This is a genomic window from Corynebacterium sp. 401_CJEI (assembly GCF_001076435.1).
In the GTDB taxonomy this organism is placed as follows: domain Bacteria; phylum Actinomycetota; class Actinomycetes; order Mycobacteriales; family Mycobacteriaceae; genus Corynebacterium; species Corynebacterium jeikeium_D.
The window spans coordinates 28081-54595 of the sequence record NZ_JVIP01000011.1 but is presented as its reverse complement, the minus strand read 5'-3'; the positions used below and the strand labels follow the sequence as shown (position 1 = coordinate 54595).

Here is a 26515-nt window from a genome sequence, read left to right as displayed (position 1 = left end):
TCACTCGAAGTTTCACTCGAAAACTCTTCTACAGATGGTGAGGTACTCACTCCACCACGCTGCCTATCAATCCTGGGCTTCTGCCAAGGTGACATCGACCGTTCGCTCGTTGCCGCCTCGCTCATCTGTAACTGTAAGTGTGACAGAATCCCCGATCCGATGCGACCGAATAGCCGCAATTAGTGCAACGCCGTTGTCAAGTGTGCGGTCATCAACCTTGGTAATCAGGTCACCATCTTTCAGCCCCGCTTTATCAGCTGGGCCACCTGGCGTTACCTCTCGCACCAGTGCACCACGTGCAATCGGACGCGAATCGATCTGGGCGCCAATGACAGGCATCCGCGCCTTGCCGGAATCGATCAGGTCTTCCGCTATGCGACGAGCCTGATTAACCGGAATTGCGAAACCAAGGCCAATGCTGCCCGCCTGTTCCGATGCCTCACTGTTAGAGGCAATCACGCTGGGCACACCGATGAGGTTGCCTTCCATATCCACTAGCGCTCCGCCGGAGTTACCCGGATTAATCGCCGCGTCGGTCTGGATTGCATCAATGACCGAGGACTGACCGTCTTCACCAGCGGCGGTCACTGGACGGTTTTTAGCGGAGACAATGCCCTGCGTAACAGTGGAGGTCAGTCCCAGTGGCGAACCAACGGCCACCACTTCCTGGCCAACCTGGACCTGCGAGGAGTTACCCAGAGAGATTGGGCGCAGCCCGTTAACACCTTCAATTCGAATAACGGCAATATCAGTCGCTGCATCCCCTGCAACCAGAGTTGCCGGGTGCGTGGTGCCGTCGGAAAGCAGGACTTCCATATGTGCGTCCGGACCTGCGCCTGCGACGACGTGATTATTCGTCAGCACCAGGCCGTCGGACGACAGAATGGAACCTGAGCCCGACGCCGTGCCCCGCTCCGAGACAGTGGTGATGGAGACGACACTGGGAAGGACCTTCTGCGCGACCTTCTCCACGGACCCCTCAGCTGCTGCTACCTGACGGGTTTCCGCAGGCTTATCCAGCGCGTTGTCCGCGGGAGCCGACGACTGCGAGTTGTGAACTACCCATGCGCCGACACCGCCACCAATACCGGCCGAGCACAGCATCAGGGCAGCGACTGCCAGCGCCCCCATGCCCTTAGCCCCCTGGGCACCCTTGGTCTTCTGCTGATTGGCCGCAACATCCCACTCTGAACCGCCTCCGTAAGCGCCGTTCGGCTGAGACGGGATGGTGTTGTAGTGGGAATTCTCCCAGCCGCGCTCGTCGGCAGAAAACTGGTTTGTCTCACCAGCATTCCCCATGGCACGGTTCTCGCTGAAGTTGTGAGACTGCGAGGAGTAGTGTCCCCGCTCATCTCCTCGCGAGGAATCGTTGAAAGAGTTGCTCATACGTAATACCTTGCACTGTCTGTCTAACAATTGGCTGAGAGCAGTCTGCAGTCTCGCCGAAAATTCCCCGAATGAAACACCGAATCCCCGCCACGCACTTCCTTAAAAGGCTGCGCGCAGCGAGGATTACATCAGCTTTGACGTGGGGTTATGCGTTTCTAGCTAGGCTCTTGAGCGGAATCGGAGTCGTCACCTTTTCCGCTGTGCGGACTGCCCGGCAGCGTTACTCTCATCAAGGCACCGCCATCATCGGACTCATCGGCAGTAATCGTACCCCCGTGGCGAACGATGACCGACTTCACAATGGCCAAGCCCAGGCCGGATCCAGGCATCGACCGCGACTGAATGGAACGGTAGAAACGCTCGAAGACCTTGTCTCGATCTTCCTTCGGGATACCTGGCCCCGAGTCCGCCACCGTGAATTCAGCAACAACCTCGCTGAGCGGCGTCAGACGAACCCGCACGGTGCCATTTTCTGGCGACCACTTTGCAGCATTGTCCATCAAGTTCAAAACTGCGCGACCAAGACCCGCCGAATCCCCGTAGACATACCACGGAGCTGTCTGCACATCGAAAGTAATGTCCGGACGACGACGCTCAACACGCGCCAGCGACGTGGAAATGATTTCGTCGACATCGACATGCTCAATAACCTGTTGCGGGCCATCTTCGCGTGCCAGATCAACCAGGTCACCGACCAGCGTCGACAGCTCTTCCAGCTGTGCGATGACGTCAGCTTCCAGATCCGCGCGATCCTCATCCGAGATTGCCGCTCCCGAACGGGAGGCCATCATCAGCAGTTCAATATTTGTGCGTAACGACGTCAGCGGAGTCTTCAACTCATGACCAGCATCTGCAACCAGCTCCGCCTGCTTAATGCGCGACGCTTGAAGTGCAGCCAACATCTCATTGAAGCTGCGGGTGAAGCGCGCAAGCTCATCGTCGCCCTCCACAGGGATTGGGCGCAGCTCGTCGGTTTCCGTCACCCGCTCCGCAGCAATGCGCAGCCGAGTGACCGGGCGCAGACCCGTTGTTGCCACCGTAATACCTGATCCGATTGCGAAGAGGATTCCGATAGCAGAGATACTCAGCAGCACTGCACTGAGCGCTTTCAAGACCGACTGCGTCGAGCTCAGATCCTGCGAAAGGATCAGCGTCGCACCGTCTTCGGAGCGGACGGCGTATACACGACGGCCGTTGTACTCATCGGTGCGAATCGATTCCTGTCGATTCCCCCGCAACACCGCAAGTTCGGGGCCACCAATAGAGATTGAGCCACCGCCTTTGCCCGCCACACTGCCGTGGGCAAAGTACACCGCGTCCAAATCGGGGTTCAGAATCCTGTTCGAGTCCGCTTCAAAGGAGGGGCCAATGGCAAACTCCGAAGCGTACGGTGACATCAGCAGCTTTTCCGCCTGGCTACGGAGGTTACTGTCCACCTCGCGGTATAGCGCTGCCTGCACAGTAAAAAATGCAGCCAGCGTCATCAGCCCCACCGACATCGCCACAATGAGCGCTGTCAGAATAGTCAGCCGCCAACGCAGCGAAGGGATACGCGAGCTCCGCGGCAGGCCGGGAAGCGATTCCCCTGCCATCGTCTCAGTATTCGCGGACTTCTCTTGCTTACCGACGGTACCTTGCCCCGGATTGACCTCCGTGGCAGAACGCTGATTTGATTGCACGCCACCGCCGGTCGAACGACGACGGCGCAACATCACGGTGCGGTCTCCCGCATCACATAACCGACACCACGAACGGTGTGAATCAGACGCGGCTCTCCCTCTGCCTCAGTCTTACGACGCAGGTAACCAATGTAGACCTCCAGCGCATTGCCGGACGTCGGGAAGTCATAGCCCCAGACATCCTCCAAGATGGCGGTACGGGAGAGTACACGCCGCGGGTTGCTCATCAGCAATTCCAGCAGCGCAAATTCTGTACGAGTGAGGCTAATGCGGCGTTCACCGCGGAAGACCTCACGAGTTTCCGGGTCCAAGGAGAGATCCTCAAACTGCAGAGTTGCGGCATCCTCCATCGCAGGCACTTCCAAAGCAGAACGACGAAGTAGCGAACGGACACGAGCGAGCAGCTCTTCCAATGCGAACGGCTTGGGCAGGTAGTCATCTGCGCCGGCATCAAGACCAGCTACGCGCTCGGAGACCGAATCACGTGCAGTCAACATCATGACCGGCAGATCATCGCCTTCGCTGCGCAGCCGACGGCAAACATCCAGGCCGTCCAGCTTCGGCATCATGACATCCAAAATGGCCAAATCCGGACGATCCTTGGCAATCTTTTCCAAGGCCTCTGCGCCATCCTCGGCGAGCTCGACCGTGTAGCCATTAAAAGTCAACGATCGCCGCAACGCTTCGCGTACCGCTTGATCGTCATCAACTACCAAAATCTTCATACTGCCCATTGTGCCTTGAAAATATAAGGTGAGTGTAAATGTGACACAGATTCTTCGTGAGAGTGCTCCCATAAAACCTGGCCATAGAACTGAAAAACCTCACCCCATCGCCGAGTACAAGCGATGGGGTGAGGTTTAAAAAGCTCTTTATCAACTGTTCCTTACACACTGAACGCGCTCTGGGCGCTCGAAGCGCTCTTCGGTTCAGCGAGGAACGTTGTCAGCATCCTAAAAGATGCGCGTTAGAACTTCTCGACGTCAACCAGGCCGAGCTGAACAGCCTTGGCGATGCGACGAGGAACGTTGTAGACGCGGCCGTTTACCTTGACTTCCTGGAGAGCGACGTTGTTGCTCTTCCACTGGGAACGGCGAGCGCGGGTGTTAGCACGCGACATGCGACGCTTTGGTACTGCCATTTTCTTATTCCCCTCCTATTCTTAGTTCTTCTTCGCGCGGCGAATGCGGTTACCGTAACGGCGCTGGAACTTCTCGACGCGACCAGCGGTGTCCATGACACGCTGAGCACCGGTCCAGAACGGGTGCGACTCGCTGGTGACGTCAACGACGATCAGCGGGTACTCGTTACCGTCTTCCCACTCGACAGTGCGGTCGGAGGTGGCGGTGGAACGGGTAAGGAAAGAGTGACCCGTGCCTGCGTCCTTGAAAACCACCGGGTGGTAATCAGGATGGATGTCCTTCTTCATTAATTCTCGTTTCCCTCAGGATTGAACTTCAGGTCGCTTTCCCCCAGCTAAGAGTGAGAGAATCGTGCCTGAGTTGGGTACGAACACGACTTACAATGACACGTACCGGGTCAATATTTCTATAAACCGGCATGTGACACTCGATGGAATATTACAGGCTCGAGCCCGAAAATTAAAAAAGGGCCCTGCACTAACGCCCGTCGACAAGCACGAACTCTATGACGACCCGCGAGAGTCGCGCCGAGAAAACCACAGTGGAACAGCGATTAGGTTATCCCGCAACTCGTGTGTAAACTGTTCTCTCGCTGTTGTCTAGTTATTCGTTTACGCGCTCAGCGTCGAGTGTCAGTGGGCAGCGCCCCGGAAAAGGCCAGGTGGATTCCTCGGTTATTCAATAGTCCGGCGTGGCGCACCAGTGATGTCGGCATTGGGCGGCAAGGAAGCAAAGGAATCCCTATGTCGGCGATTTGCCAGGTTACGGGACGCAAGCCGTCTTTCGGCAAGACCGTGTCCCACTCCCACCGGCGCACGTCGCGCCGTTGGAACCCCAACGTGCAGCGTAAGAAGTTCTACCTCGCCTCTGAGGGGCGTCACATCACTCTGAATGTGTCCCCGAAGGGTCTGAAGACCATCGACAAGTACGGTATCGAGGCTGTTGTTGCTCAGATTCGTGCACGTGGGGAGAAGATCTAAAAAATGGCACGTAATGACATTCGTCCAATCATCAAGCTGAAGTCCACTGCGGGCACCGGTTACACCTACGTGACCCGTAAGAACAAGCGCAATACCCCGGACCGTATCACCATTAAGAAGTACGATCCGGTTGTCCGCAAGCACGTCGAATTCCGCGAGGAGCGCTAATTCATGGCTAAGAAGTCCAAGATTGCCAAGAACGAGCAGCGCAAGGAAATCGTCGCTCGTTATGCAGAACGTCGCGCTGAACTGAAGCGCATCATCAAGTCCCCGCACTCCACTGACGAAGAGCGCATGGACGCACAGTACGAGCTGAACCGTCAGCCGCGTGACGCGTCCCCGATTCGCGTCCGCAACCGTGACGCTGCAGATGGTCGCCCGCGCGGCTACCTCCGCAAGTTCGGTCTGTCCCGTGTCCGCGTTCGTGAGATGGCCCACCGTGGCGAACTCCCGGGCGTCCGTAAGTCCAGCTGGTAAGTCGAGGAGCACCAATGAAGCGCAATCACTCTAACAAGAAGGCGCGGATGGAGCAGTCCCGCCGCCCGAAGAAGAACCCGCTCAAGGCCGCAGGCGTTGAGAAGGTTGATTACAAGGACATTAACCTGCTCCGCCAGTTCATCTCTGACCGTGGCAAGATTCGTTCCCGCCGCGTCACCGGTCTGACTCCGCAGCAGCAGCGCCAGGTCGCTACCGCTGTGAAGAACGCCCGCGAGATGGCACTCCTGCCGTTCACCAGCCGCTAAAGATGGCTGGTCGGCGGGAGCCGATCATTCGAACACCCGCCGAAAGGCCTTATTTACGCGCTGGCCGCATGACGATACATGCGATAACAGCGTAAAACGGACTCAGTCCTTCCCCACCGAGGGGATTGGATTGGGTCCGTTTTTTATTGTCTAAAATATGCACTTATGCCCGCTCTCACCGAAATATTCACCGGCTTTGGTTCCGTCGCAGTACTGATCATTGTTGGCTGGTTGTTTGGGCGCAGTGAGATCGTCGATAAGCGGGCATCTTTTACCCTGAACATGGTCGTGTTCTGGATCGCGATGCCGTGCATGCTCGCGCACACTCTCGCAACGGCGGATTCGGCGAGCATCTTCGGTTCGGCGTTTGGTGTCGCGGCACTGTCGGCGCTTGGCACGGCGGCGTTCTACCGGATTTTTGTGGCGCCCATGTTCAAACAGCGCGGCGCCGATGCTGTGGTCGGCGCGATGTCGACGAGTTACAACAACGTCGCTAATCTCGGCGTGCCCATCGCAGTCGCAGTGCTTCACGACGCTACCGCCGTCGTCCCAGCCCTTATCTTTCAGATTGCCTTCTATGCGCCCGCTTCCATGACGGTGCTGGAAATCCTCACTAACCGCGGTCATTTCCGGCCGCGCAATGTCATCATGGCACCGCTGAAGAACCCAATCTTTCTGGCGGCGATGGTGGGGCTTGCGGTTAATGCGTTTGCTATCGAAGTACCTCAGTTCGTAGCGCATCCAGTGGGGCTATTGGGGCAAGCCGCAGTGCCAATGGCACTTCTGGCCTTCGGTATTAGCCTGCATGGCATGCCGTTTATGGAAGCCGGCCGCTCCCCTCGTCGCGCCGTCGTGGTGGCGTCTATGCTGAAGCTTTTCCTCCACCCCGCGCTCGCTCTGCTGTTCGGTCATTTCGTCTTCGGTCTCAACGGGCATGCGCTGCTGGCAGCTGTGATTATCGCCGGCCTGCCGACAGCCCAGAACGTCTACACCTTCGCCTCCCGCTTCGGCCGGAACCTTGAGCAGGCGCGCGATTGTGGCGTGATTACGACAATCGCCTGCTTGCCGACGGTCCTGTTGTTCACCCTGCTATTGAGTTAGGCGACTCTTCCCGACGGCCTGGAGAGAATCTCGTTACCCTTGGAGGCGTGGAGATTCTGAAGACACTTCTCGAGGCCGACCCGTCCGTGCCTCGTTTGACCTGTTATGACGAAACTACCGGCGGTCGTACCGATTTATCGGCCCAAACCCTGGACAACTGGGCCAGCAAGATCGCCAACATGCTGCACGATGAGTTCGACCTCGTCGCCGGAGACCAAGTATGGATTGACTTGCCGTTGATCTGGCAGTCCGCCTGCATCATCCTGGGCTGCGAGCGTGCTGGCGTCACCGTTAGCGATGAGGAGCCGCTGGTCGTATTCACCACTGTCAGCAACGTCAGCACGTGGGAAGAGAAGTTCCCAGATGCCTACCTCGCAGTGCTTACCGACGATCCCTTTGGCCGTGGTGTCGTGGAATGCGGTGATGATATTCCACCGGGAGTCATTGACTTTGGTCCGGAAGTTCGTTTCCACCCAGACGCATATCTAGGCGCAGGCCCGGACTCCGACCAAACCCCCGTTATTGGGGAGAAGTCGGCTGCAGAACTGCTTTCATCTGCTGGCGATTACGCGGACGAGATGCAGCTCACGACCGGTTCCCGCGTCGTTTCCGACGGCTGGCTGGTGCCTGATTCTTCACAGGTCACCGCAGATAAATGGGCACGTAATGTGCTGTCGGCTTGGGTTCGTGGAGGTGCTGCCGTCGTCGTGCGCGGTGGTGATAGCGAGCGTGTCACTGCTATTTCTACGGCCGAAAAAGCCCGTGTGATTTAGTCGCAGCTGTCCCGTCGAGAAGCGCTCTAAGTAGTCGCGATAACCTGGAAACCGTGATTACCCGACCATATATTCTTGCGATTCTCGCCCTCATCAACGTCTTGGGCGCACTGGCTGTATGGGATCTGAGCCCATGGTGGTGGATTCTGATGGCCTTCATCCTCTTCCTGGATGTTGTGGCTATCTATGACATGCTTCAAAAGAAGCACTCCATCTTGCGGAACTTCCCGGTCATCGGCCATCTGCGCTACATGGGTGAGACCATTCGCCCTGAGATGCAGCAGTATTTCATCGAGCGCAACTTCGACGGCGCTCCGTTCGACCGCGATACTCGTACCGTGGTCTACGAGCGTGCGAAGGGGCTGTCCTCGAAGAAGTCATTCGGTACTGAGCGAAAGATTAATGCGCCCGGCTACGAGTACGTCCGCCACTCGATGGCGCCGAGCCAGCACGTCATCGAGGATCCGCGCGTAGATATTGGCGGTCCGGACTGCGCCCAGCCGTACTCAGCGTCTATCTTCAACATCTCAGCCATGAGTTTCGGCTCTCTGTCCCCTAACGCTGTCATGGCAATGAATAAGGGCGCGAAGCTGGGCAACTTCGTACAGGACACCGGCGAGGGCGCTATCAGCCCTTACCACTTGAAGTATGGCGCAGACCTCTATTGGCAGCTGGGGTCCGGATACTTCGGTGCACGTACTGAGGATGGCGACTTCGACCCGGAGCTCTTCCGCGAAAAGGCTAAGATTCCGCAGGTCAAGGCAACCTATCTGAAGGTTAGCCAGGGCGCAAAACCTGGACTCGGCGGCATGCTGCCAGGTCACAAGGTCAACGAAGAGATTGCGGCTACTCGCCACGTACCAGTTGGCAAGGGCGTGATGAGCCCTCCGTACCACCGCGTCTACTCCACCCCGCGTGAACTTGTTCGGTTTATGGGCACCATGCGTGAGCTCAACGGTGGCAAGCCGGTCGGTTTCAAGCTGTGTGTTGGCTCCCAGCTTGAGTTCCTCGCCGTGTGCAAGGCCATGCTGGAAGAGAACATCACCCCGGACTTCATCATCGTCGACGGCGCTGAAGGCGGCACCGGTGCTGCACCGCTGGAATACTCCGACCGCGTTGGCCTGCCGCTTACCGACGGCCTGATTCTCGTCCATAACGCGCTCGTAGGTGCCGGTCTGCGCGATCGCATTAAGCTCGGTGCGTCCGGCAAGGTCATTACTGGCTTCGATATTGTGAAGCGCATGTGCATCGGTGCTGACTTTGTGAACTCGGCTCGCGGCATGATGATGGCCACCGGCTGTATCCAATCTCAGCTATGTCATACAAACACCTGCCCGGTGGGTGTGGCTACCCAGGATCCGAGCCTGTGGAAGGCCCTGGATGTCGACGACAAGGGTCAGCGTGTGGCCAACTATCACAATGCCACGGTCGCGGAAGCAGCTAGCCTGTTGGCATCGATGGGCCTGAATAGCTTCTCTGAGCTGGGGCCGTCCCACCTGCTGCGGCGCACCAATGAGCAGGTCGGTGAGACCTACGCGGAGCTCTACAACTGGCTGCAGCCAGGCGAGCTGCTGAGCGGAACTCGCTTCCACAACTGGGCCGAAGCCTGGGAGACCGCCGACCCGGACACGTTCCACTACCCCGCAGTTCATATGCGCGGGTAGTTCGGGGCTGGTTGCGCGCCCTACTCACCCATCAGCTTCTTGCGCAGACGCTCGTCCTTCGCCAGAACTTCATCGCGCATGTTGGCCTGGTAGTTCTCCATCGCCACAATGAGCTCCGGGTAACCGGCCGAGAGAATACGCACAGCCAGCAGGCCAGCGTTCTTAGCGCCGCCCACACCGACGGTTGCCACCGGAACGCCGCCCGGCATCTGAACGATTGACAGCAGGGAATCGACACCCTCCAGGTTCTCCAACGCGCGTGGCACGCCGATAACCGGCAGCGGAGTGGCCGACGCAACCATGCCCGGCAGGTGTGCTGCACCACCGGCGCCAGCGATAATGCAGCGCAGCCCCTTGTCAGCGGCGGACTTTGCGTAGTCAATCATGCGTTCCGGAGTGCGGTGTGCAGAGACCACACCTACCTCAAAGGGAATTCCGAACTCAGCCAAGACCTCCGCTGCGGGCTCCATGGTCGGCCAATCCGAGTCCGACCCCATAATCAGACCGACCAGCGGACCGGTTACGTTGGCCAACTTCGGGCTTGCCACCTGGTTTGCTTCAGCCAATGTTGTCTCCTTGAGATAGCAATCTAATTCTTATACAGCGCCAGCCACCTATGCGGTGTAGCCGTCTGCCCACACGCCATCGACGATGTAGCCAGCAGCGAGGTTGGCAACCCGCCGGGTCTCCGCGATGCCTTCCGGGCTTGCGTCGTAGCCGCACAGGTTGACGTGCCCCAGCTTACGTCCAGGGCGCCAATCCTTCCCGTACCAGTGAATCTTCGCTGATGGGAAACGACGCCATACCTCAGCAAAACGCTGTGAAATAGGTACATCCGAGGCCTCATCGCCACCGAGCGTATTGACCATTACCGTCACCGGCGCAGTCGGGCGAGTGGAACCCAGTGGCATGTCAGCAACTGCACGCAGGTGCTGCTCAAACTGGCTGGTCTCACAGCCGTCCTGCGACCAGTGACCAGTGTTGTGTGGCCGCATGGCCAACTCGTTGACAAAAATCTCCGGATTGCCGTCAGCATCGACGGTTTCGAACAGCTCAACTGCCAGCGCGCCGGTTACTCCCAGCTCGGAAGCGATGGTCACACTGAGCTTTTCGGCCGCTCTCGCAAGGTCGTCGGCAAGCCCTGGCGCCGGGCAGATTGCCTCAACACAGATGCCGTCACGCTGCACGGACTCGAGGACCGGCCAGGCCTTGACCTCGCCCGACGGCGTGCGCGCACACATGGCCGACAACTCACGAACCAGCGCGACCTTCCGCTCGGCCATCAGCGGCACATCTTTGCCCAACAGCTCGTCGACAAGCGTGCGCAGATTCTCGCGGTCCTTCGGGAACCACACGCCGTGACCGTCGTAACCGCCGCGGCGAGCCTTCAGGCAGACGGCACCGTCAACGCGGTCGAAGAATGCTTCGGCATCCTCGGCGGACTCAATTGCAGCGTAGGCAGGTACTGGAGCGCCCAGTTCCTCCAGGCGCTGGCGCATCAGCAGCTTATCCTGCGCGTACAGCAACGCCGACGGCTGAGGCTGAACCGAGTAGCCCATCTCGGTCAGCTTGTTGAGGAATTCGGTGGGAACGTGCTCATGGTCGAAAGTCACGGCCTGCGCACCGGCGACAGCGCGCTCAACATCTTCCCAGACGTGGTAGTCGCCGATGATAACGTCCGCACACACCTGCGCTGCGGAAGCATCCGGCGAACCGGCGAGCAAACGGATGGACTGTCCCAGCTCAATGGCCTCAGTCTGCATCATACGAGCCAGCTGACCGTCACCAATCACCGCCACAACCGGCACGCCATCAGCATGCGCGGGATGCTGCGCAGCAGTTAGCGCTGCAGCGGAATTAGAAGTGGAATTAGTGGAGTTCTCAGGGGTATCCGAAGCAATCACACCCCTGATTGTAGGTTATGACCCAAAATTCTAAGTCAACCGGGAGACCAACTTAGCCACCTTACGAGAGCTGGGAATATCTTCCACAGCCAGCGGCGGGCCGAAACTGCGGGTGTGCAGATACAGCACGCCGCCCTTGCGATTGACCGCACGTACCGAACGCAGATCAATCGAGACCACCTGCGGGCGCAGAATGCCACGGCGCAGAATAATTCGCCTATCAGTTAGTACGAACCGCTCCCCCAACCAACTTAGTACCGGACGAACGACGCGCCAGAGAATAAGCCCCAGCCACGCGAAGAGCAGCAGCTGACGCACACCTTGCAGATCTCCCGGAGCAATCGCAGGGCCGTCGATAAAACCAATCAGCAACCAGCAGACGCCCGTGATAACCATGAGTTCCAAGAGCGGCCACACCAGCCGACCAAAAGTTGGATTGGTGTCCAGCAGAATTGCCTCGCGCGTGTCCAACTCATCATCGGGAAAGGTCATACAGCACTACCCCCGCTCCGAATCAGCCTGCGGGGACGCATAGCCGCCGTCAGTGGCACGAACATGGAACACGTCACCGGCCGCAACAAAGTGACTTGTGCCAGCTTCATCGGTGACGATCAATTCGCCGTCGGCACGCACGCCAACCGCCTTGCCCACCAGCACGCGATCCCCCGGCAACTCCACGCGCACGTTCGAACCGATGGTCGCGCACACCGCCTCGTAGTCCCGCAGCAGCTCCGCATCGCCCTTTCGCCACTGCGCTTGACGACGTCCCAGCGCACGCAGCACACCAGCGGAGATGTCGTCGCGGTCGAGGTTTTCCGCTCCCGCCAGGTATAGCGAAATGGCGTGTGGCACCGGCAGCTCATCTTCCTGCAGGGAAACGTTGACGCCGATTCCCGGAATGAGAATTGGCGGTGTCAGCGACGCGGCCTCCACCAGAATTCCGCAGAGCTTACGACCGTCAACCAGGACATCGTTCGGCCACTTCAGGGAAACGCGTTCAGGCGCAAGACCCGCAACTTCCACAACAGCATCGACAACTGCGAGGCCCGCGACTAACGGCAACAGACCCAGTTGCTCGGGTGCGAGCCCTTCCGGGCGCAGCAGCGCGCTGAGTGCAATGGACGCACCCTTCGGGGCCGTCCAACTACGACTCAGTCGACCGCGACCTGCGGTCTGCTCCGAGGCGATAAGCGCACTGAGATCTGCCACCTGCCCCAGTGCCGCCTGTTTCCGAAGATCAGCGTTGGTCGAACCAGTGGTTTCGACAACCTCAATGGAATTCCAGCCCGGCGCGGCTGCGCGCACACGCGTGGCGTCAAGAGGCTTGCGGGAAGCAACAATCCTGGGGTTGGTCATGCACAGCAGTCTAGCGCCATGGCCGGATTCACTGAGTCGTGACCTTTCTCAAGAGCTCTACAGCGTGAGAATCATCACAGCTCGCCTGCTTTACTATTTTCCTTCCCAAACACTACATTCCATAACATGACTATTTCCTCACGTTTGGCGGCGGAGCAACACACCACCGCTTTCCTCAATGAAGACCTTCTACGCCGACGCACTGCTGCACTGACTCCGATGGGGTCGCGGGGCTACGACAAGCTCAAACTGACTGAGCGCATGAATGCCCGCGAGCGCATTGACTACCTGCTGGACGAAGGATCTTTTGTCGAATTTGATGCGCTAGCCCGCCACCGCACTACCGCATTTGGGATGGAAGCCAAACGCCCCGCGACCGACGGAATCATCACCGGCTGGGGAACCATAGACGGCCGTGAGGTCTGCATCTTCTCTCAGGACGGCACAATCTTCGGTGGTGCACTCGGAGAGGTCTACGGCGAAAAGATGGTCAAGATTCAGGAACTTGCCATCACTACCGGCCGCCCCCTTATTGGCATGTACGAAGGTGCCGGCGCCCGCATCCAAGATGGCGCAGTCTCACTGGACTTTATTGCCCAGACGTTCCACCACAACGTTCGCGCCAGCGGCGTCATTCCGCAGATTTCAGTCATTTTTGGCGCCTGCGCGGGCGGAAATGCCTACTCCCCAGCACTGACGGACTTCGTTGTCATGGTGGAGGAAAACTCCCGTATGTTCGTCACCGGCCCTGACGTAATCGAAACAGTCACAGGCGAAAAAATCAGCCAGCACGAGCTCGGCGGCGCCGACACCCATATGGAGATCGCCGGAAACTCCCACTACACCGCCGCTAGCGAGCAGGATGGACTCGACTGGGTCTGCGATTTGCTCGACTACCTCCCCAACAACACAACCTCCCCCGCGCCCAGCTGGGATTCCGATGCCAGTGACGAAATCACCGACACCGATCGCACCCTCGACAGTCTCATTCCCGACAGCCCATCCACGCCGTACGACGTGCACGAAGTCATCTACGCGCTTTGCGACGATGCGGAGTTCCTGGAAATCCAGGAAAACCGAGCAGCCAATGTCGTGATTGGCCTTGGCCGTCTCAACGGTCAATCTGTTGGGTTTGTCGCTAATCAGCCCATGGAATTCGCGGGCTGCCTAGATATCGATGCAGCGGAGAAGGCCGCGCGATTCGTCCGAACCTGCGATTGTTTCAACATTCCACTCGTCTTTCTCGTAGACGTACCCGGCTTTCTCCCCGGTTCAAATCAAGAACACCAGGGAATTCTGCGCCGTGGCGCTAAATTGCTCTATGCGTATGCAGAAGCAACCGTTCCTAAAATCACCGTCACCATGCGCAAAGCCTATGGCGGCGCGTATTGCGTGATGGGATCAAAGGGGCTCGGCGCGGATGTAAATCTGGCTTGGCCGACGGCACAGATCGCCGTGATGGGCGCCTCAGGCGCAGTACGCTTCCTCCATCGTGCCGAGATTCGAACCGCCACCGAAGCAGCTCTCGCAGCAGACCCAGCGGCCGATAGATTTGGCACTCCCGAGAGTGTGAAAGAACTCATTGCTGAACTGGAAATGGGATACGAGCAACACATGCTCACGCCTTATCGTGCCGCCGAACGGGGGTTAATTGATGAAGTCATCCTCCCCTCCGAGACACGAACTCGAGTGATAAAAAATCTGCGCCTTCTAACTTCAAAGAAAGTACCGTGGCCTGCGCGCAAGCACGGCAATATTCCACTGTAAGAGCAGGCTTTTTGCTGTACAACGAGCTAGTCATTACCCCTACTTTTGTTAACAGCGATTGCCCCCAACTACCTCCCCCCGTTTTCGAAACGTAAACTAGTTGGTATGACGACTGCCGCAAATACATCAACCGGTGAAACCCCGGATTTGACCACTACTGCTGGAAAGCTGGCCGATCTGCGAGCCCGTCTCGCAGAGACCCAGGCTCCAATGGGCCAGGCCAGCATTGACCGCGTCCACGACAAGGGCAAGATGACCGCTCGTGAGCGCATCGAGTTCCTCTTGGACGAGGGCTCGTTCGTGGAGGTTGACGCTCTCGCACGTCACCGCTCCAAGAACTTCGGCCTCGACGCCAAGCGCCCTGTCACTGACGGTGTTGTGACAGGCTACGGCACCATCGATGGCCGCCAGGTCTGTGTCTTCTCGCAGGACGGCGCCATCTTCGGTGGCGCGCTCGGTGAAGTCTACGGTGAAAAGATTGTCAAGATCATGGATTTGGCCATCAAGACCGGTGTCCCAATTATCGGCATCAACGAGGGTGCTGGTGCCCGCATCCAAGAGGGCGTTGTTTCCCTCGGCCTCTACTCCCAGATTTTCTTCCGAAACACCCAGGCTTCTGGTGTTATCCCACAGATCTCCCTGATCATGGGCGCCTGCGCTGGTGGCCACGTCTACTCCCCGGCTCTGACCGACTTCATTGTCATGGTCGATGGCACTTCCAAGATGTTCATCACCGGCCCGGACGTTATTAAGACCGTCACTGGCGAAGAGGTCACACAGGAAGAGCTGGGTGGCGCTGGTACTCACATGAGCACCTCCGGTACTTCGCACTACACCGCCGCTGATGACGAAGACGCTCTGACTTTCGTTCAGGAATTAGTCAGCTACCTGCCGTCCAACAACCGCGCTGAGGCTCCTCGCATGGAGGCTGAGCCGTTCGAGGGCTCCATCGCTGACAACATCACTGAGACTGACCTCGAGCTCGACACGCTGATTCCGGACTCCCCAAACCAGCCGTACGACATCAAGGACGTCATCACCCGTCTGGTCGACGACGAGGACTTCCTGGAAATTCAGGAGGACTACGCACAGAACGTGGTCATCGGCTTCGGTCGCGTGGAGGGTCGCTCGGTCGGTTTCGTCGCCAACCAGCCGATTCAGTTCGCTGGCTGCCTCGACATCAAGGCATCCGAGAAGGCGGCTCGCTTCGTCCGCACCTGTGACGCCTTCAACATTCCGATCATCATGCTGGTTGACGTTCCAGGCTTCCTGCCGGGCACCAACCAAGAGTTCGACGGCATCATCCGCCGTGGCGCCAAGCTGCTGTACGCATATGCTGAGGCCACCGTCCCGAAGATTACCGTCATCACCCGTAAGGCCTACGGCGGAGCTTACTGTGTGATGGGCTCCAAGGACATGGGCGCTGACATCAACCTGGCATGGCCGACCGCTCAGATTGCGGTCATGGGTGCTTCCGGCGCTGTCGGCTTCATCTACCGCAAGGAGCTCAAGGCTGCTGCGGCCGAGGGCAAGGATGTCGTCGCACTGCAGAAGGAGTACGAGGCAGAGTACGAGGCCACCCTGGTCAACCCGTACATGGCTGCTGAGCGCGGCTTCATCGACGCCGTTATCCCGCCGAGCGAGACCCGCGGCCAGATTATCGAGGGTCTGCGTCTGCTGGATCGCAAGGTTGTTAACGTACCCGCCAAGAAGCATGGGAACATTCCGCTGTGACCGATTCCAAAAACACCCCAGCAACCGAAGACAAGGACGCCGCTACAGCCCCGGCTGCACCGTTCATGTCCGTCCTCAAGGGCAACCCGTCAGACGCTGAAACCGCCACGCTCGCGCTTTTGTTCGCAGGTATGGCAGCAGCCGGCGGTGCCCCAGAGGACCGCGGCCCGCGCAACAACTGGGGTCGGCTGGAAGAGGGTTTCCACCAGCCGCACCAGCACGTACCGGGCACGTTCCGCAACGTCCATTTCTACTAGTACAGCTACCGCTTACCGCGTAGTCGTTACCGCACGCTAGCTGCGTCGATTCGCTAGCACAAAGCGCCACCATCGGGTTTTCCGATGGTGGCGCTTTGGTTTTTGTTACTGCCTTAGCCTTGACCACTGCTTATTACTAGCGCTGTTCACCCAGCGACTCGCCATCAAACTCGTCATCGAGCTCCCGGTCCAGCCGACGCTGATCACGGTTGCGAGCTACCGGCCACACCACCTTGAACAGGAAATACACAAACGCCAGACCGATGGCAGCACCCACCACAGCGCCGGCAATGAATCCCCACGATTCCGATAGTGCCCCACCAGCGCTTGCCTCAGAGAGCATTTGCACTCTGATAAAACCAATCAGCCACAGCCCAATGACGGCTACGAGTGCTGCAATCTCGCCTTTTGTAAGACCATTAATCTTCGGCATTGGCACTTGACGTCGCAACCACCGCTGCGAAAACAGGAGTCCAACCAGCGGCATCAAGATGATTGCCACTGTCACGCCCACCATCTTTGGCTCTGGAATGAGCCAAATCAGTACCGTTGCAAGCACGTAATTAGCCCACATCATCATTGTGAACCCGTACGTGTAGGACTTATGCAGCAACATCTGCTGATACTCATCGTCCACCGTGGCGCTGTTGCGTTCAATTACGACATCCGCATAGGACATTGTCAGTATCCTTCCTCACCAAAAATTTCTTCGACTGTTTTTCCCAGTACCTTGCAGATACGCAACGCCAAATACACCGAAGGCGAGTAATTTCCCCGCTCGATATTTGCAATGGTTTGCCGCGAGACCTCCACCTTCGCGGCTAAATCCGCTTGGCTCAGCTCCAACCAGCGTCGGTATCTCCTGACCTGGTTCGAACGTTCTTCCCCACTCATCTGTGTACTTTCTTTAACTTGATGTCCACTTTACTTTACATCACTAGAAGGCAGCTGCCATCTAAAAAAATCTGCCTGTTCTTACAATCGGGCCAACCCCACGCATGTTTGCCACAAAAATTAGGCTTTACGATTCCGCCCTCACTAAAATCACTAACTATGAGCAGCCCCCGAATCGTCTTGGCTTCCACTTCCCCTTCGCGACTGCACATTCTGCGCTCTGCAGGCATCGAGCCCATCACAGTAGCGCCCAACGTCGACGAGGATGCCGTAATCACAGCCCTTCCGGACGCATCGCCGGTACGCATCGTCGAGGAACTCGCACAGGCCAAGGCACACGCTGCCTCTCCGGCCTACCCCAATGACATTGTCATTGGCGGGGATTCAATGCTGCTTCTCGACGGGCAGTTGCAGGGCAAGCCCCACACGGAAGAAAAGACCATTGAGCGCTGGCATCAACAGAGTGGCCGGACGGCTGAGCTGATTACTGGTCACTGTGTCGTGACACCAAAGGGCGAGCACCTTGAGGTGGCGATTACTTCCCTCGATTTCGCTGAAGTCCCAGAAGAGGACATCCGTGCCTACGCTGCGACGGGCGAGCCGCTGAAGTGCGCTGGCGCGTTTACTTTGGAGGCTCTAGGCGGCTGGTTTGTCGATGGCATCAATGGCGACTCATCCAGTGTGATCGGACTGTCGCTACCTGTCGTGCGCCGAGCTCTGTATCGCTACGGCTATTCGGTCTCCCAGTTCTGGAATCGGTAGGCATCGCAAGGACGTCGTAAAGCAAAAACCGCACCAAATTGGTGCGGTTTTCTTAGCTGTTGAGACTACTTGTTAGCAGCCTCAACGCGCTTGATGGCCTCCTGAGCAACAAGCTCCTGAATACCCATATCCAGCTCGGAGGTGAAGCCGACACAGGAGCAGTTGATCTCGCCGAGAACATAAGTGTCCTCGCCGTCCTCGCCGTCTGCCAGCATGAAATCAGCGGTCCAGATTAGCGGGATATTGTCGCCACCGAGGTTCTCGGCAATGACCGGGCGAGCCTCAGCAAACATGTCGATGAGGTCCTGCCACTCTTCCGGCTTGTTGTAGGTGTACTTCGCGCCAGAGAACAAGGTTGCGGAGAAAGCGTCGCCGCCCTCGGCCGGCTTCTTGTGAACCACGAAGACCGGGTGCGGACCGACCAGCAGAATGCGAATTTCGCCTTCGGTGATGCGCGGCATGAAGCGCATGTCCACGAGCATGCCGTTATCGCCGATGATGTACTGGTCGCAGAAATCCATGAACTCGCCGAGCTCGCGAGTCTCGGTGTGGTTGTCCACGGCCTCGGTGCACTTCAGCTTGGTGTTCAGCGGCAGCGGGGTGCCCGGCTCAACGTTCTTAGCAACCTCTTCGTCAGCGATACGCACGCGCCAAATGCCAGATCCGGTGGAGCCACGGTTCTGCTTGAGGACGCGCTCGCCGTAGGACAGGGAGGTCGGGAAAGTGCTGTGGAATGCCTCGACGTCGTAGTATGCAGCGGTGTCAGACGGAACCAGGTCGGTGTCCTTGAGCTTGACCAGTGCGTCCTTTGCGCCGTAGGCCATCATTTCGCCCGGGGTGGACATACCAACCAAACCAGCGACCGAGAGACTGGTCAGAAGCTCGAAGTAGCCCCTCTCACCACCCGGGATGTTGCCCGGGTTTACGCGGGAGATGTAGCCGTCGAAGTTCTGGGAGACGTAGTCGTACAGGTCGTCCTTCCACTCCGGTCGGTAGTAGACGACCTCAGCGGACCAACCGGCTTCGCGGATAGCGTTGACGATTGGCATGGTGTCCTTGCGGTGTCCGTCGAAGTACTTGTCCGAGCCGCCCTCGATCTCGAATACAACAATGTTCTTGTGCACAGGCACTCCTTTTAAGAAAATACATGGACTTCCGGCACTCAATTGTCTCCGTAACGCAGCGAATACCCAGGCAGATAGCCCATTTCAGCCCATTTTCCAGTGATACGAATCAACACAGTTTTTGCGCTAACTCTCAGCTAAATTTTAGGGCACTACCTGGACTCCAAGCGCGCTGAAAACACTGCTTTTACCCCCAACTGTGAGGCGTATCCCAGGGTGGCCGCGGACGCAATTGTTGCCGTCGGAAAGCGCTCACACTGGGGACTATTCCGCCGTTCGCCACGCGACCCGTAAACTAGATATGCAATTGACGATAAACGTCAGAAAGTCCCACCCACCCAACTTGCGCCAAGGGAGTATCCGATGGCTGTTCCGCACGACCCGCACCCCCAGTTCCAGCAGTACGCCCACCCTGAGCGCCTCGTCTCTAGCTCCTGGCTTGCTGCCCGACTGGGCTCTCCCGGTCTGCGCGTTGTTGAATCCGACGAGGACTCACTGCTCTACGACATTGGACATATTCCGGGCGCGGTTCGCATCGACTGGCATCACGACCTTAACGATCCCGTGCGCCGCGACTATATCGACGCCGAAGGCTTTGCCGAGCTCATGCGCGAGAAGGGCATCTCGCGCGATGACACCGTCGTAATCTACGGCGACAAGTCCAACTGGTGGGCCGCCTACACACTCTGGGTCTTCGAGCTTTTTGGGCATCCCGACGTGCGCCTGCTTAACGGTGGCCGCGATGCCTGGATGACTGAAGAACGAGACACGAGCTTCGAGGTCCCCAATTACCCACGCACTGACTACCCTGTCGTCGAGCGCGACGACAAGACACTGCGCGCCTACTTCAGCGATACACGTGAGCTCATTGGAAAGGCTCCGATTATCGACGTGCGCACTCCGGAGGAGTATGCCGGTGCACGAACCCACATGGTCGATTACCCACAGGAAGGCGTCCTGCGTGGTGGCCACATTCCAACCGCGGTAAACATTCCATGGAATCAGTCCGTTCACCCGAACTCGCGTTTCCGCGATCGCGAAGAGCTCGAGCAGATTTACGCGCACGTCCAATTTGAAGATGAGGCGATTGTCTACTGCCGCATCGGCGAGCGCTCCGCGCACACCTGGTTTGTACTGCACCACCTGCTCGGCCACGAGAATGTTCGCAACTACGACGGCTCGTGGGTTGAGTGGGGCAATATGATTGGCATGCCCATTGCCCACGGTTCGGAGCCGGGAAGCCTGTAGGCGATCGACGCAACCGGTGGGCGCTTCCCCCACCGTTTTTCCAGCGTCAGCGGCTGACGCTACACCGGAGATTTAGTTTCCCCCTGCCGCCCCCAATCAAGGGGGCGGCTCTTGCACTCTTGGGTGATGATTTTAACCACAAACCTAGGTTTTTGGGCGGAAAATAGCCACTTCAGCTGCCCCCATGACCACTTGAACGCTGCTCAAGACCACAATCCCTACCCCCTTATGTAGCGAGCAAAAAGAGGTTGCTTACCGCACCTGTGACACAATGGAGACATTGGGTCACACGCTGTTAGCTACCGCGTGGTGAACCGCATTGCGGTTCACCACTCAGTTAACTGCAGTGCTGCTTGTGATTCCTACAAATGACTGTCGCAACCTTGCCCCGAGGGCCAATTCTCGGGGTGCCCACGAAAAATGGAGGATTTCGTGTCCGAGCAGACCACTGAAAAAATCACGAAGGTTCTCGTCGCCAACCGTGGCGAGATTGCCGTTCGCGTTATTCGCGCTGCGAAGGACGCCGGCATTCCTTCCGTCGCCGTTTACGCTGAGCCGGATGCGGACGCTCCTTTCGTGACCATGGCGGATGAGGCTTTTGCTCTCGGTGGCACCACTTCCGCTGAGTCCTACCTAGTTTTCGACAAGATTCTGGACGCCGCAAAGAAGTCCGGCGCTAATGCCATCCACCCGGGATACGGCTTCCTGTCGGAGAACGGCGACTTCGCTGAGGCTGTTGAGAACGCTGGCCTGATCTGGATTGGCCCGTCACCAGAGTCCATCCGCGCCCTGGGCGACAAGGTCACCGCTCGTCACATCGCGCTGAAGGCTGACGCTCCAATGGCTCCAGGCACCAAGGAGCCAGTTAAGGATGCAGACGAGGTCGTCGCGTTCGCTAAGGAGCACGGTCTGCCAATCGCCATTAAGGCCGCTTTCGGTGGCGGTGGCCGCGGCATGAAGGTCGCACACAAGATGGAAGAGGTCGCCGACCTCTACGAGTCCGCTACCCGTGAGGCCGTTGCGGCCTTCGGTCGCGGTGAGTGCTTCGTAGAGCGCTACCTGGACAAGGCACGCCACGTCGAGTGCCAGGTTCTCGCTGATAAGCACGGCAACGTCGTTGTCGCCTCCACCCGTGACTGCTCGCTACAGCGTCGTTTCCAGAAGCTCGTCGAGGAAGCACCCGCTCCGTTCCTGACCCCAGAGCAGGATGAGCGCCTGCGCCAGTCCGCTAAGGACATCTGCCGCGAGGCTGGCTACTACGGTGCGGGCACCGTTGAGTACCTGGTTGGCGCTGACGGTCTGATTAACTTCCTCGAGGTCAACACTCGTCTACAGGTGGAGCACCCGGTCACCGAGGAAATTACCGGCCTCGATCTGGTCCGCGAGCAGTTCCGCATTGCTGAAGGCAAGGAACTGTCCATCAAGGAAGACCCGGAGATGCGCGGTCACGCTTTCGAGTTCCGCATCAACGGCGAGGACGCCGGCAGCAACTTCATGCCGGCTCCGGGCACCATCACCAAGTACGTCGAACCGTCCGGCCCGGGTGTCCGCATGGACACCGGCATCAAGGAGGGCGACGTCATCGGCGGCCAGTTCGACTCCATGCTGGCCAAGCTGATTGTTTGGGGCGAGACCCGCGAAGAGGCCCTACGCCGCTCCGCTCGTGCTCTGTCCGAGTACCAGGTTGAGGGCCTGGCAACGGTCATTCCGTTCCACCGCCACATTGTGGAGAACCCGGCGTTTGTCGGCGATGGCGAGAAGTTTGACGTCTACACCAAGTGGATTGAAGAGGAATGGGACAACCCGATTGCTCCGTACGACGGTGACTCCGACGCTGACACCGACACCGTTCCGGCTCAGAAGGTTGTCGTCGAGATCGACGGTCGCCGCGTCGAGGTAGCCCTGCCGGGCGACCTGGCTCTGGGCGGCGGCAACGCTGGTGCCAAGAAGAAGAGCAAGAAGAAGCGCGCTGGCGGTTCCAAGAAGGCCGCTTCCGGTGACGCTGTGGTTGCTCCGATGCAGGGCACCGTCATCAAGGTCAACGTCGAAGAGGGCCAGGAAGTCTCCGAGGGTGACACCGTGGTTGTCCTTGAGGCCATGAAGATGGAAAACCCAGTCAAGGCTCACAAGGACGGCGTTGTCACGGGTCTGGCTACCGAGGCTGGCTCAGGTGTCGGCAAGGGCGATGTCCTGATGGAACTGAAGTAGTTCTAAAGCTCTAAGCGGGGCTGGTTGCGATGGGATTCGCAGCCAGCCCCGCTTGATTCTTTTCAGCCCCTCCCCCGGCGCCCTTAAACACTGTTCAGGACGTCTAGAGTGGACGGTATGGAACCCATGGAAGTAAATGCCGGCCGCTTCTACTGCCGTCCGCTGCGCCACGATTCCCGCGTCGATGACGCCCCGGTCGCAACCCAATTACTCACAGAATTGGCCCCTGACTCCGTCGCCGAGTTCCTTCGGAACTCCACCACCGAGTGGGAAAACGACACCGCCTACCGCTTTGCGGTTGCTGAGCAGACGAACGTCGAGATGCTCGCACTAGCAACCGTCGAGGTCATCAATGCCGACCACGTCAGCATCACCGTCCGTCCCGCAGGCGATCCCGCACGCGTGTTGCCTAACGACGATCAGGTCCTCACCAAGGTAACCGTCGCCGACGGCGTCGAAGCCGCCGAAAAAGCCCTCCACCGATGGGCAGAGGGCTTCTTGGGCAAGAAAGTCAGCTAGCCGAACTGGCACCGCTGCGACTGCTCAGTCCTAGGCGCCGGAACGCAGCAGGTAGATATCCATAATCCAACCGTGCTCCGCACGGAGCTTCTTTTTCAGCTCCGCAATCTCTTCGCCGACGTCGCCAACGCGACCACGGCGGAGCGTCTCCAGCTCCGTTCCCAGGAATGCACCCCAGAGAATCTCTTCCTCCGGGTCCGCGTGCTCGAGCCAGGCTGCACCGCCATCGAGCATCACCACCGCATCCATGCCAGGCGCACGCTCCCCCAGGCGCCGACCAGTGGTAATCAATACCGGCTTACCAATCTGGTTCAGGCACTCTCCATGCGCTGCGGTCAGCGCGGAAATCGCCGTCACACTGGGGATAACTCGCGAGCGCACGTCCAGCCCAAGGTCGCGGACGCGCTGCAAAATCCGCAATGTTGAGTCATACAAGGAGGGGTCACCCCAGACCAAGAACGCACCGCGGCGCTTGCCCTCTCGTCCGAGGTGAGCGACGAAGGCGTCGGCAAGCAGCTCTGCACGGCGCTGATGCCAGTCACGGACGACTGCGCCGTAGTTATCGGGCGTGCGGTCACGTGGCGGGTCGGGAACGGTAACGAGTTCGACATGCGGCGCATGCTTATCGACGATCGCCTGTCGCGCAGCCAACAAGTCCGCTTTGGCATCACCCTTGTCGAGAGCAAAAACTACGTCGACATCAGCAAGAGCGCCGATAGCCTCGAGCGTAATGTGGCTCGGACTACCGGCGCCGATTCCGATGACGTCTACATCGACATATCCGCTGTATACAGGGCTCTCGGCCTGAGTGCGGGCGGCGTCGTTTCGACTAGTGATTGGTCGGATCTCCCTCGTAACCGAACTGTTCAGCCATCTCATCTGGAGACAGGCCAGCCATCGAACCCTGGAGGTTAGCCGAAGCGGCCTGCTTCAAGTAAATCTCGCAAGCGTTGGCCATGTACTTGGAGTCGTACACGTTCATCTCCAGAATCGGAGTCAAAGAGCCATCATCTTCCATGCGCGAAACCAAAAGGTGCGGCTTGTCCGAGTCCGTGGTCATGGAGCACTTAATCTTGACACCGTTGACATCCGTGAAAGTTGGCTTAATCATATTGTCATCCTCCTCCAAAACAGCGACCGGAAAATAAGTAGCGCTGTTGCGACCGCAAGCGCAAGAAAGTCGCTCGTTATAAACCATGTTAGCCAGATTCCGGGCGGCACCGCCGAGCACAAAAGCACATGGGGGTAATAGCGAGCTTCCTGCATGTTTGCGTGTCAGGTCGAGGACCCAATTGCCACTAGAGCTCGCAGATGCGTTAAAGTGATGAAGTAATTTTCCGGCCGCCGAGAATGTGTTTTCACGGCTGTTTTACCCGGAAGATGATTGCCCTAGTAGCTCAGTGGATAGAGCACGGCTCTCCTAAAGCCGGTGTCGGAGGTTCGATTCCTCTCTGGGGCACAAATACCCTCGTGACCTTTTACATATAGGGCGCGAGGGTTCTTTGTTTTTCTCACGACCGGCCACTACGCCCCCTCCTGAGAACGCATCACCCAGCAATTTCCAGAAACACTTGTGTTAGGCTTACCTAATCACGTGGCGTGTAGACTTCCGCCAGTACAAAACAGCCCAAGACTTGTTGAAGGACAGTGACAACTATGGCTGGCCTAGCTAAAGCAGCAGCACCGAAGCGTAAGCCCCGTAAGGCACACGAGGCAACAGTTACTGGACGTCGCCAGATTTCCCCAGACCTTGTTCGTTTGAGCATGAACTCGCCTGCATTTGTGGGCAAGGAGCTGGAGTTTACCGACCATTACATCAAATTATTGTTTGTGCCAGAGGACGCTGATTACTCCTGGCCGTTCGATATTGCGAAAATTCGCGCCGAACAGCCGCGAGACAAACTGCCAATCACCCGCACATACACTCTGATTAATGTGGACTCCGAAACCGGCGACTTTGACGTCGACTTCGTCACCCACGGCGATTCCGGCCTGGCTGGACCGTGGGCACGCGTAGCCGAAATCGGAGACAAGCGTGGCTTCTTAGGGCCAGGAGGCGCATGGGGACCTGCAGCAGAATATGAACACTTTGTACTCGCCGGAGACGAGTCCGCAGCGCCAGCTATCAGCGCCGGACTGAAGCACCTCCCAGCAGGCACGACCGCAACCGCATACATCGAAATCGAGTCCGAAGATCGGAAGTTTGAGCTCCCAACCCGAGAGGGTGTGGAAGTCCATTGGGTCCTCCGCAACGGCGCAACCCACGGCACAGAGCTATCCCGCGCAGTGCGCGAGGCGGGCATTCCAGAAGGTAAGAAAACTAGCTGGTTCATCCACGGTGTCGCCGAGATGATCAAGGAATTGCGCCGCTTCCTCTTCGTCGAATCTGAGATCCCGAAGAAAGACGTTTCCATTTCTGGCTACTGGCGTATCGGTATGACCGAAGACCAGTGGCAGTCTTCTAAACGAGAATTCAACGCTGAGGTTGAGGCCGAGGAGGAAAGAGCCAGGGCCTGACGCTTGCTCGAACGTTAGCGCTCGCTACGCCTTTCAACAACGACGCGTTTTCCTGCCAACCAGTCGAATGGGTGCCAGCGGCAAACAGCAACCCAAATCATCAGGACACCAAAAAACAGTTCAACGTTTGGCTCAAAACCCGTAGGCAAGAAAATCAGCGACAATAGGTAACAATTACGTACCGCTGCCCGCCAACCTCTGTGCCAAGAATCGTCTCCTGATTCGAGCTCCGATGTTCCCTCTGGCTGAGCGACTTCGAACGGAGTTGCCCCAGAGTCTGCTTTCCGCGCTGGAACAACGTGTAGCAAAAATGCGCTTTTACCAAACGTCTGTTCACCGCGAGCCTCTGCAACCACGCGCACAAAGAAAAAGACAGCTGGGAATATGACACCATACAAAATCCTGAACTCTGGCGGACTCGGCAGCGCCCAGTTCGCCATGGCTGCTTCCCACGCAAGTTTGCCAAGTGCCACAATGATGGCAACAAAGATTCCTACAAGGAACGAATCCAGTATCCACGCGCCACTGCGCCGAGCGAACAAATCCGCATTACTCTTTACGAGGAATCGATTCGGGGTGCGCCGATACATGGGACACACGCTATCAAAACCACTTATGACTTCACAGACGAATTGCCTTTCCCTACCGCACCCGTTCTGCCACGATTAGAAGCATCCAGTATGCAAATCGAAAAGTTGACTGTATAGTTGCCGGTTGAATCAACCTATCTATTGGGTGTCAGCAACTACCTTGC

At 58.0% G+C, this 26515-nt stretch carries 30 protein-coding genes and 1 tRNA gene; 16 read left to right on the top strand and 15 right to left on the bottom strand.

Annotated elements, in window-relative coordinates:
- Positions 1–66: 66 nt before the first annotated feature.
- The 5 genes from ADM64_RS02710 to ADM64_RS02690 form a co-directional block, all read right to left on the bottom strand.
- Positions 67–1386, bottom strand: coding sequence for a S1C family serine protease (locus ADM64_RS02710; protein WP_049193053.1), 1320 nt, complete (start codon positions 1384–1386; stop codon positions 67–69).
- A gap of 158 nt (positions 1387–1544) precedes the next feature.
- The gene (locus tag ADM64_RS02705; RefSeq protein ID WP_049189711.1) at positions 1545–3101 is read right to left on the bottom strand and encodes a sensor histidine kinase; all 1557 of its coding nucleotides are present in this window, start codon (positions 3099–3101) and stop codon (positions 1545–1547) included.
- Positions 3101–3793, bottom strand: a complete 693-nt coding sequence (locus tag ADM64_RS02700; RefSeq protein ID WP_005511429.1) for a response regulator transcription factor — start codon at positions 3791–3793, stop codon at positions 3101–3103. The genes ADM64_RS02705 and ADM64_RS02700 overlap by 1 nt, the downstream gene beginning before the upstream one ends.
- A 242-nt stretch (positions 3794–4035) precedes the next feature.
- Complete coding sequence (rpmF, locus tag ADM64_RS02695; RefSeq protein ID WP_005511439.1) at positions 4036–4209, bottom strand: 50S ribosomal protein L32; 174 nt, start codon at positions 4207–4209, stop codon at positions 4036–4038.
- A gap of 21 nt (positions 4210–4230) precedes the next feature.
- Positions 4231–4497: a type B 50S ribosomal protein L31 gene (locus ADM64_RS02690; protein ID WP_005511390.1), complete on the bottom strand. Its 267-nt coding sequence runs from the start codon at positions 4495–4497 to the stop codon at positions 4231–4233.
- A 456-nt stretch (positions 4498–4953) separates the two neighbouring features.
- On the opposite strand from ADM64_RS02690, the gene rpmB reads away from it, so the two are divergent.
- The 7 genes from rpmB (at position 4954) to ADM64_RS02655 (ending at position 9471) form a co-directional block, all read left to right on the top strand.
- Positions 4954–5190 (top strand): 50S ribosomal protein L28, encoded by a 237-nt coding sequence (gene rpmB, locus ADM64_RS02685; protein ID WP_016423274.1) that lies wholly within the window; start codon positions 4954–4956, stop codon positions 5188–5190.
- 3 nt (positions 5191–5193) lie between these two features.
- Complete coding sequence (rpmG, locus tag ADM64_RS02680) at positions 5194–5358, top strand: 50S ribosomal protein L33 (RefSeq protein WP_005511413.1); 165 nt, start codon at positions 5194–5196, stop codon at positions 5356–5358.
- A 3-nt stretch (positions 5359–5361) separates the two neighbouring features.
- A complete protein-coding gene (rpsN, locus tag ADM64_RS02675) occupies positions 5362–5667 on the top strand; it encodes a 30S ribosomal protein S14 (protein WP_005511414.1) in 306 nt (101 codons plus the stop codon).
- Positions 5668–5681: 14 nt separating this feature from the next.
- Positions 5682–5933, top strand: coding sequence for a 30S ribosomal protein S18 (gene rpsR / locus ADM64_RS02670; RefSeq protein ID WP_005511410.1), 252 nt, complete (start codon positions 5682–5684; stop codon positions 5931–5933).
- 165 nt (positions 5934–6098) lie between these two features.
- Positions 6099–7034: an AEC family transporter gene (locus tag ADM64_RS02665; protein WP_049171304.1), complete on the top strand. Its 936-nt coding sequence runs from the start codon at positions 6099–6101 to the stop codon at positions 7032–7034.
- A 47-nt stretch (positions 7035–7081) separates the two neighbouring features.
- The gene (locus tag ADM64_RS02660) at positions 7082–7807 is read left to right on the top strand and encodes a TIGR03089 family protein (RefSeq protein WP_016423276.1); all 726 of its coding nucleotides are present in this window, start codon (positions 7082–7084) and stop codon (positions 7805–7807) included.
- Between the two features lie 53 nt (positions 7808–7860).
- Positions 7861–9471 (top strand): FMN-binding glutamate synthase family protein, encoded by a 1611-nt coding sequence (locus ADM64_RS02655; protein ID WP_048733621.1) that lies wholly within the window; start codon positions 7861–7863, stop codon positions 9469–9471.
- Positions 9472–9491: 20 nt separating this feature from the next.
- Here ADM64_RS02655 and purE read toward each other — a convergent pair whose 3' ends face one another.
- From purE to ADM64_RS02635, 4 genes are all read right to left on the bottom strand, one after another.
- Positions 9492–9968 (bottom strand): 5-(carboxyamino)imidazole ribonucleotide mutase, encoded by a 477-nt coding sequence (gene purE, locus ADM64_RS02650; RefSeq protein ID WP_042389458.1) that lies wholly within the window; start codon positions 9966–9968, stop codon positions 9492–9494.
- A 117-nt stretch (positions 9969–10085) separates the two neighbouring features.
- A complete protein-coding gene (locus ADM64_RS02645; protein WP_080969567.1) occupies positions 10086–11375 on the bottom strand; it encodes a 5-(carboxyamino)imidazole ribonucleotide synthase in 1290 nt (429 codons plus the stop codon).
- 30 nt (positions 11376–11405) lie between these two features.
- On the bottom strand, positions 11406–11867 hold the full coding sequence (locus ADM64_RS02640; protein WP_049171313.1) for a PH domain-containing protein: 462 nt from the start codon (positions 11865–11867) through the stop codon (positions 11406–11408).
- 6 nt (positions 11868–11873) lie between these two features.
- Positions 11874–12731 (bottom strand): biotin--[acetyl-CoA-carboxylase] ligase, encoded by an 858-nt coding sequence (locus tag ADM64_RS02635; RefSeq protein ID WP_049171316.1) that lies wholly within the window; start codon positions 12729–12731, stop codon positions 11874–11876.
- Positions 12732–12857: 126 nt separating this feature from the next.
- On the opposite strand from ADM64_RS02635, the gene ADM64_RS02630 reads away from it, so the two are divergent.
- The 3 genes from ADM64_RS02630 to ADM64_RS02620 all read left to right on the top strand — a co-directional run bounded on the left by ADM64_RS02630 (position 12858) and on the right by ADM64_RS02620 (position 16489).
- Entirely contained in the window at positions 12858–14498 is a 1641-nt protein-coding gene (locus tag ADM64_RS02630) for an acyl-CoA carboxylase subunit beta (protein WP_049171320.1), read from the top strand.
- Between the two features lie 105 nt (positions 14499–14603).
- Positions 14604–16232, top strand: coding sequence for an acyl-CoA carboxylase subunit beta (locus ADM64_RS02625; protein WP_016423283.1), 1629 nt, complete (start codon positions 14604–14606; stop codon positions 16230–16232).
- Positions 16229–16489, top strand: coding sequence for an acyl-CoA carboxylase epsilon subunit (locus ADM64_RS02620; protein ID WP_016423284.1), 261 nt, complete (start codon positions 16229–16231; stop codon positions 16487–16489). Before ADM64_RS02625 ends, ADM64_RS02620 begins: the two co-directional genes overlap by 4 nt.
- A 136-nt stretch (positions 16490–16625) precedes the next feature.
- Here ADM64_RS02620 and ADM64_RS02615 read toward each other — a convergent pair whose 3' ends face one another.
- Both ADM64_RS02615 and ADM64_RS02610 read right to left on the bottom strand, forming a co-directional pair.
- Entirely contained in the window at positions 16626–17168 is a 543-nt protein-coding gene (locus ADM64_RS02615; protein ID WP_049193052.1) for a hypothetical protein, read from the bottom strand.
- Positions 17169–17170: 2 nt separating this feature from the next.
- Positions 17171–17383, bottom strand: a complete 213-nt coding sequence (locus tag ADM64_RS02610; protein WP_048733637.1) for a helix-turn-helix transcriptional regulator — start codon at positions 17381–17383, stop codon at positions 17171–17173.
- Positions 17384–17542: 159 nt separating this feature from the next.
- On the opposite strand from ADM64_RS02610, the gene ADM64_RS02605 reads away from it, so the two are divergent.
- Positions 17543–18145 carry a Maf family protein gene (locus ADM64_RS02605; RefSeq protein WP_016423286.1) on the top strand — a complete coding sequence of 201 codons (603 nt, stop codon included), beginning with the start codon at positions 17543–17545 and terminating at the stop codon, positions 18143–18145.
- Between the two features lie 65 nt (positions 18146–18210).
- On the opposite strand, the gene ADM64_RS02600 is transcribed toward ADM64_RS02605, so the two are convergent.
- Complete coding sequence (locus ADM64_RS02600) at positions 18211–19269, bottom strand: Cj0069 family protein (protein WP_049189713.1); 1059 nt, start codon at positions 19267–19269, stop codon at positions 18211–18213.
- Positions 19270–19632: 363 nt separating this feature from the next.
- On the opposite strand from ADM64_RS02600, the gene ADM64_RS02595 reads away from it, so the two are divergent.
- The 3 genes from ADM64_RS02595 (at position 19633) to ADM64_RS02585 (ending at position 23244) form a co-directional block, all read left to right on the top strand.
- On the top strand, positions 19633–20517 hold the full coding sequence (locus tag ADM64_RS02595) for a sulfurtransferase (protein WP_049189714.1): 885 nt from the start codon (positions 19633–19635) through the stop codon (positions 20515–20517).
- A gap of 420 nt (positions 20518–20937) precedes the next feature.
- Positions 20938–22725, top strand: coding sequence for an acetyl/propionyl/methylcrotonyl-CoA carboxylase subunit alpha (locus ADM64_RS02590; protein ID WP_042388874.1), 1788 nt, complete (start codon positions 20938–20940; stop codon positions 22723–22725).
- Positions 22726–22842: 117 nt separating this feature from the next.
- Positions 22843–23244 carry a hypothetical protein gene (locus ADM64_RS02585; RefSeq protein ID WP_042388876.1) on the top strand — a complete coding sequence of 134 codons (402 nt, stop codon included), beginning with the start codon at positions 22843–22845 and terminating at the stop codon, positions 23242–23244.
- Between the two features lie 30 nt (positions 23245–23274).
- Here ADM64_RS02585 and cobF read toward each other — a convergent pair whose 3' ends face one another.
- Both cobF and ADM64_RS02575 read right to left on the bottom strand, forming a co-directional pair.
- The gene (cobF, locus tag ADM64_RS02580) at positions 23275–24123 is read right to left on the bottom strand and encodes a precorrin-6A synthase (deacetylating) (RefSeq protein ID WP_016423291.1); all 849 of its coding nucleotides are present in this window, start codon (positions 24121–24123) and stop codon (positions 23275–23277) included.
- Positions 24074–24355 carry a hypothetical protein gene (locus ADM64_RS02575; protein ID WP_016423292.1) on the bottom strand — a complete coding sequence of 94 codons (282 nt, stop codon included), beginning with the start codon at positions 24353–24355 and terminating at the stop codon, positions 24074–24076. Before ADM64_RS02575 ends, cobF begins: the two co-directional genes overlap by 50 nt.
- Positions 24356–24630: 275 nt before the next feature.
- Here ADM64_RS02575 and ADM64_RS02570 point away from each other — a divergent pair.
- Both ADM64_RS02570 and ADM64_RS02565 read left to right on the top strand, forming a co-directional pair.
- Positions 24631–24703: transfer RNA gene (locus ADM64_RS02570), tRNA-Arg, on the top strand.
- 197 nt (positions 24704–24900) lie between these two features.
- The gene (locus ADM64_RS02565; protein WP_016423293.1) at positions 24901–25761 is read left to right on the top strand and encodes a siderophore-interacting protein; all 861 of its coding nucleotides are present in this window, start codon (positions 24901–24903) and stop codon (positions 25759–25761) included.
- A 14-nt stretch (positions 25762–25775) separates the two neighbouring features.
- Here ADM64_RS02565 and ADM64_RS02560 read toward each other — a convergent pair whose 3' ends face one another.
- Complete coding sequence (locus ADM64_RS02560) at positions 25776–26351, bottom strand: RDD family protein (protein ID WP_049193051.1); 576 nt, start codon at positions 26349–26351, stop codon at positions 25776–25778.
- Between the last annotated feature and the right edge of the window lie 164 nt (positions 26352–26515).

Excerpts from the sequence above, each read along its gene's own strand:
- ADM64_RS02700 (WP_005511429.1), bottom strand. The coding sequence starts at position 3,793 with ATGAAGATTTTGGTAGTTGATGACGATCAAGCGGTACGCGAAGCGTTG.
- ADM64_RS02595 (WP_049189714.1), top strand. The coding sequence starts at position 19,633 with ATGGCTGTTCCGCACGACCCGCACCCCCAGTTCCAGCAGTACGCCCAC.
- ADM64_RS02585 (WP_042388876.1), top strand. The coding sequence starts at position 22,843 with ATGGAACCCATGGAAGTAAATGCCGGCCGCTTCTACTGCCGTCCGCTG.
- ADM64_RS02690 (WP_005511390.1), bottom strand. The coding sequence starts at position 4,497 with ATGAAGAAGGACATCCATCCTGATTACCACCCGGTGGTTTTCAAGGAC.
- cobF (WP_016423291.1), bottom strand. The coding sequence starts at position 24,123 with ATGAGATGGCTGAACAGTTCGGTTACGAGGGAGATCCGACCAATCACT.
- rpmB (WP_016423274.1), top strand. The coding sequence starts at position 4,954 with ATGTCGGCGATTTGCCAGGTTACGGGACGCAAGCCGTCTTTCGGCAAG.
- ADM64_RS02590 (WP_042388874.1), top strand. The coding sequence starts at position 20,938 with ATGGAGGATTTCGTGTCCGAGCAGACCACTGAAAAAATCACGAAGGTT.
- ADM64_RS02635 (WP_049171316.1), bottom strand. The coding sequence starts at position 12,731 with ATGACCAACCCCAGGATTGTTGCTTCCCGCAAGCCTCTTGACGCCACG.
- rpsN (WP_005511414.1), top strand. The coding sequence starts at position 5,362 with ATGGCTAAGAAGTCCAAGATTGCCAAGAACGAGCAGCGCAAGGAAATC.
- ADM64_RS02560 (WP_049193051.1), bottom strand. The coding sequence starts at position 26,351 with ATGTATCGGCGCACCCCGAATCGATTCCTCGTAAAGAGTAATGCGGAT.
- ADM64_RS02575 (WP_016423292.1), bottom strand. The coding sequence starts at position 24,355 with ATGATTAAGCCAACTTTCACGGATGTCAACGGTGTCAAGATTAAGTGC.
- ADM64_RS02630 (WP_049171320.1), top strand. The coding sequence starts at position 12,858 with ATGACTATTTCCTCACGTTTGGCGGCGGAGCAACACACCACCGCTTTC.
- ADM64_RS02610 (WP_048733637.1), bottom strand. The coding sequence starts at position 17,383 with ATGAGTGGGGAAGAACGTTCGAACCAGGTCAGGAGATACCGACGCTGG.
- ADM64_RS02605 (WP_016423286.1), top strand. The coding sequence starts at position 17,543 with ATGAGCAGCCCCCGAATCGTCTTGGCTTCCACTTCCCCTTCGCGACTG.
- ADM64_RS02710 (WP_049193053.1), bottom strand. The coding sequence starts at position 1,386 with ATGAGCAACTCTTTCAACGATTCCTCGCGAGGAGATGAGCGGGGACAC.
- ADM64_RS02665 (WP_049171304.1), top strand. The coding sequence starts at position 6,099 with ATGCCCGCTCTCACCGAAATATTCACCGGCTTTGGTTCCGTCGCAGTA.
- rpsR (WP_005511410.1), top strand. The coding sequence starts at position 5,682 with ATGAAGCGCAATCACTCTAACAAGAAGGCGCGGATGGAGCAGTCCCGC.
- purE (WP_042389458.1), bottom strand. The coding sequence starts at position 9,968 with ATGGGGTCGGACTCGGATTGGCCGACCATGGAGCCCGCAGCGGAGGTC.
- ADM64_RS02615 (WP_049193052.1), bottom strand. The coding sequence starts at position 17,168 with ATGTCCTATGCGGATGTCGTAATTGAACGCAACAGCGCCACGGTGGAC.
- rpmG (WP_005511413.1), top strand. The coding sequence starts at position 5,194 with ATGGCACGTAATGACATTCGTCCAATCATCAAGCTGAAGTCCACTGCG.
- ADM64_RS02565 (WP_016423293.1), top strand. The coding sequence starts at position 24,901 with ATGGCTGGCCTAGCTAAAGCAGCAGCACCGAAGCGTAAGCCCCGTAAG.
- ADM64_RS02705 (WP_049189711.1), bottom strand. The coding sequence starts at position 3,101 with ATGTTGCGCCGTCGTCGTTCGACCGGCGGTGGCGTGCAATCAAATCAG.
- ADM64_RS02640 (WP_049171313.1), bottom strand. The coding sequence starts at position 11,867 with ATGACCTTTCCCGATGATGAGTTGGACACGCGCGAGGCAATTCTGCTG.
- rpmF (WP_005511439.1), bottom strand. The coding sequence starts at position 4,209 with ATGGCAGTACCAAAGCGTCGCATGTCGCGTGCTAACACCCGCGCTCGC.
- ADM64_RS02625 (WP_016423283.1), top strand. The coding sequence starts at position 14,604 with ATGACGACTGCCGCAAATACATCAACCGGTGAAACCCCGGATTTGACC.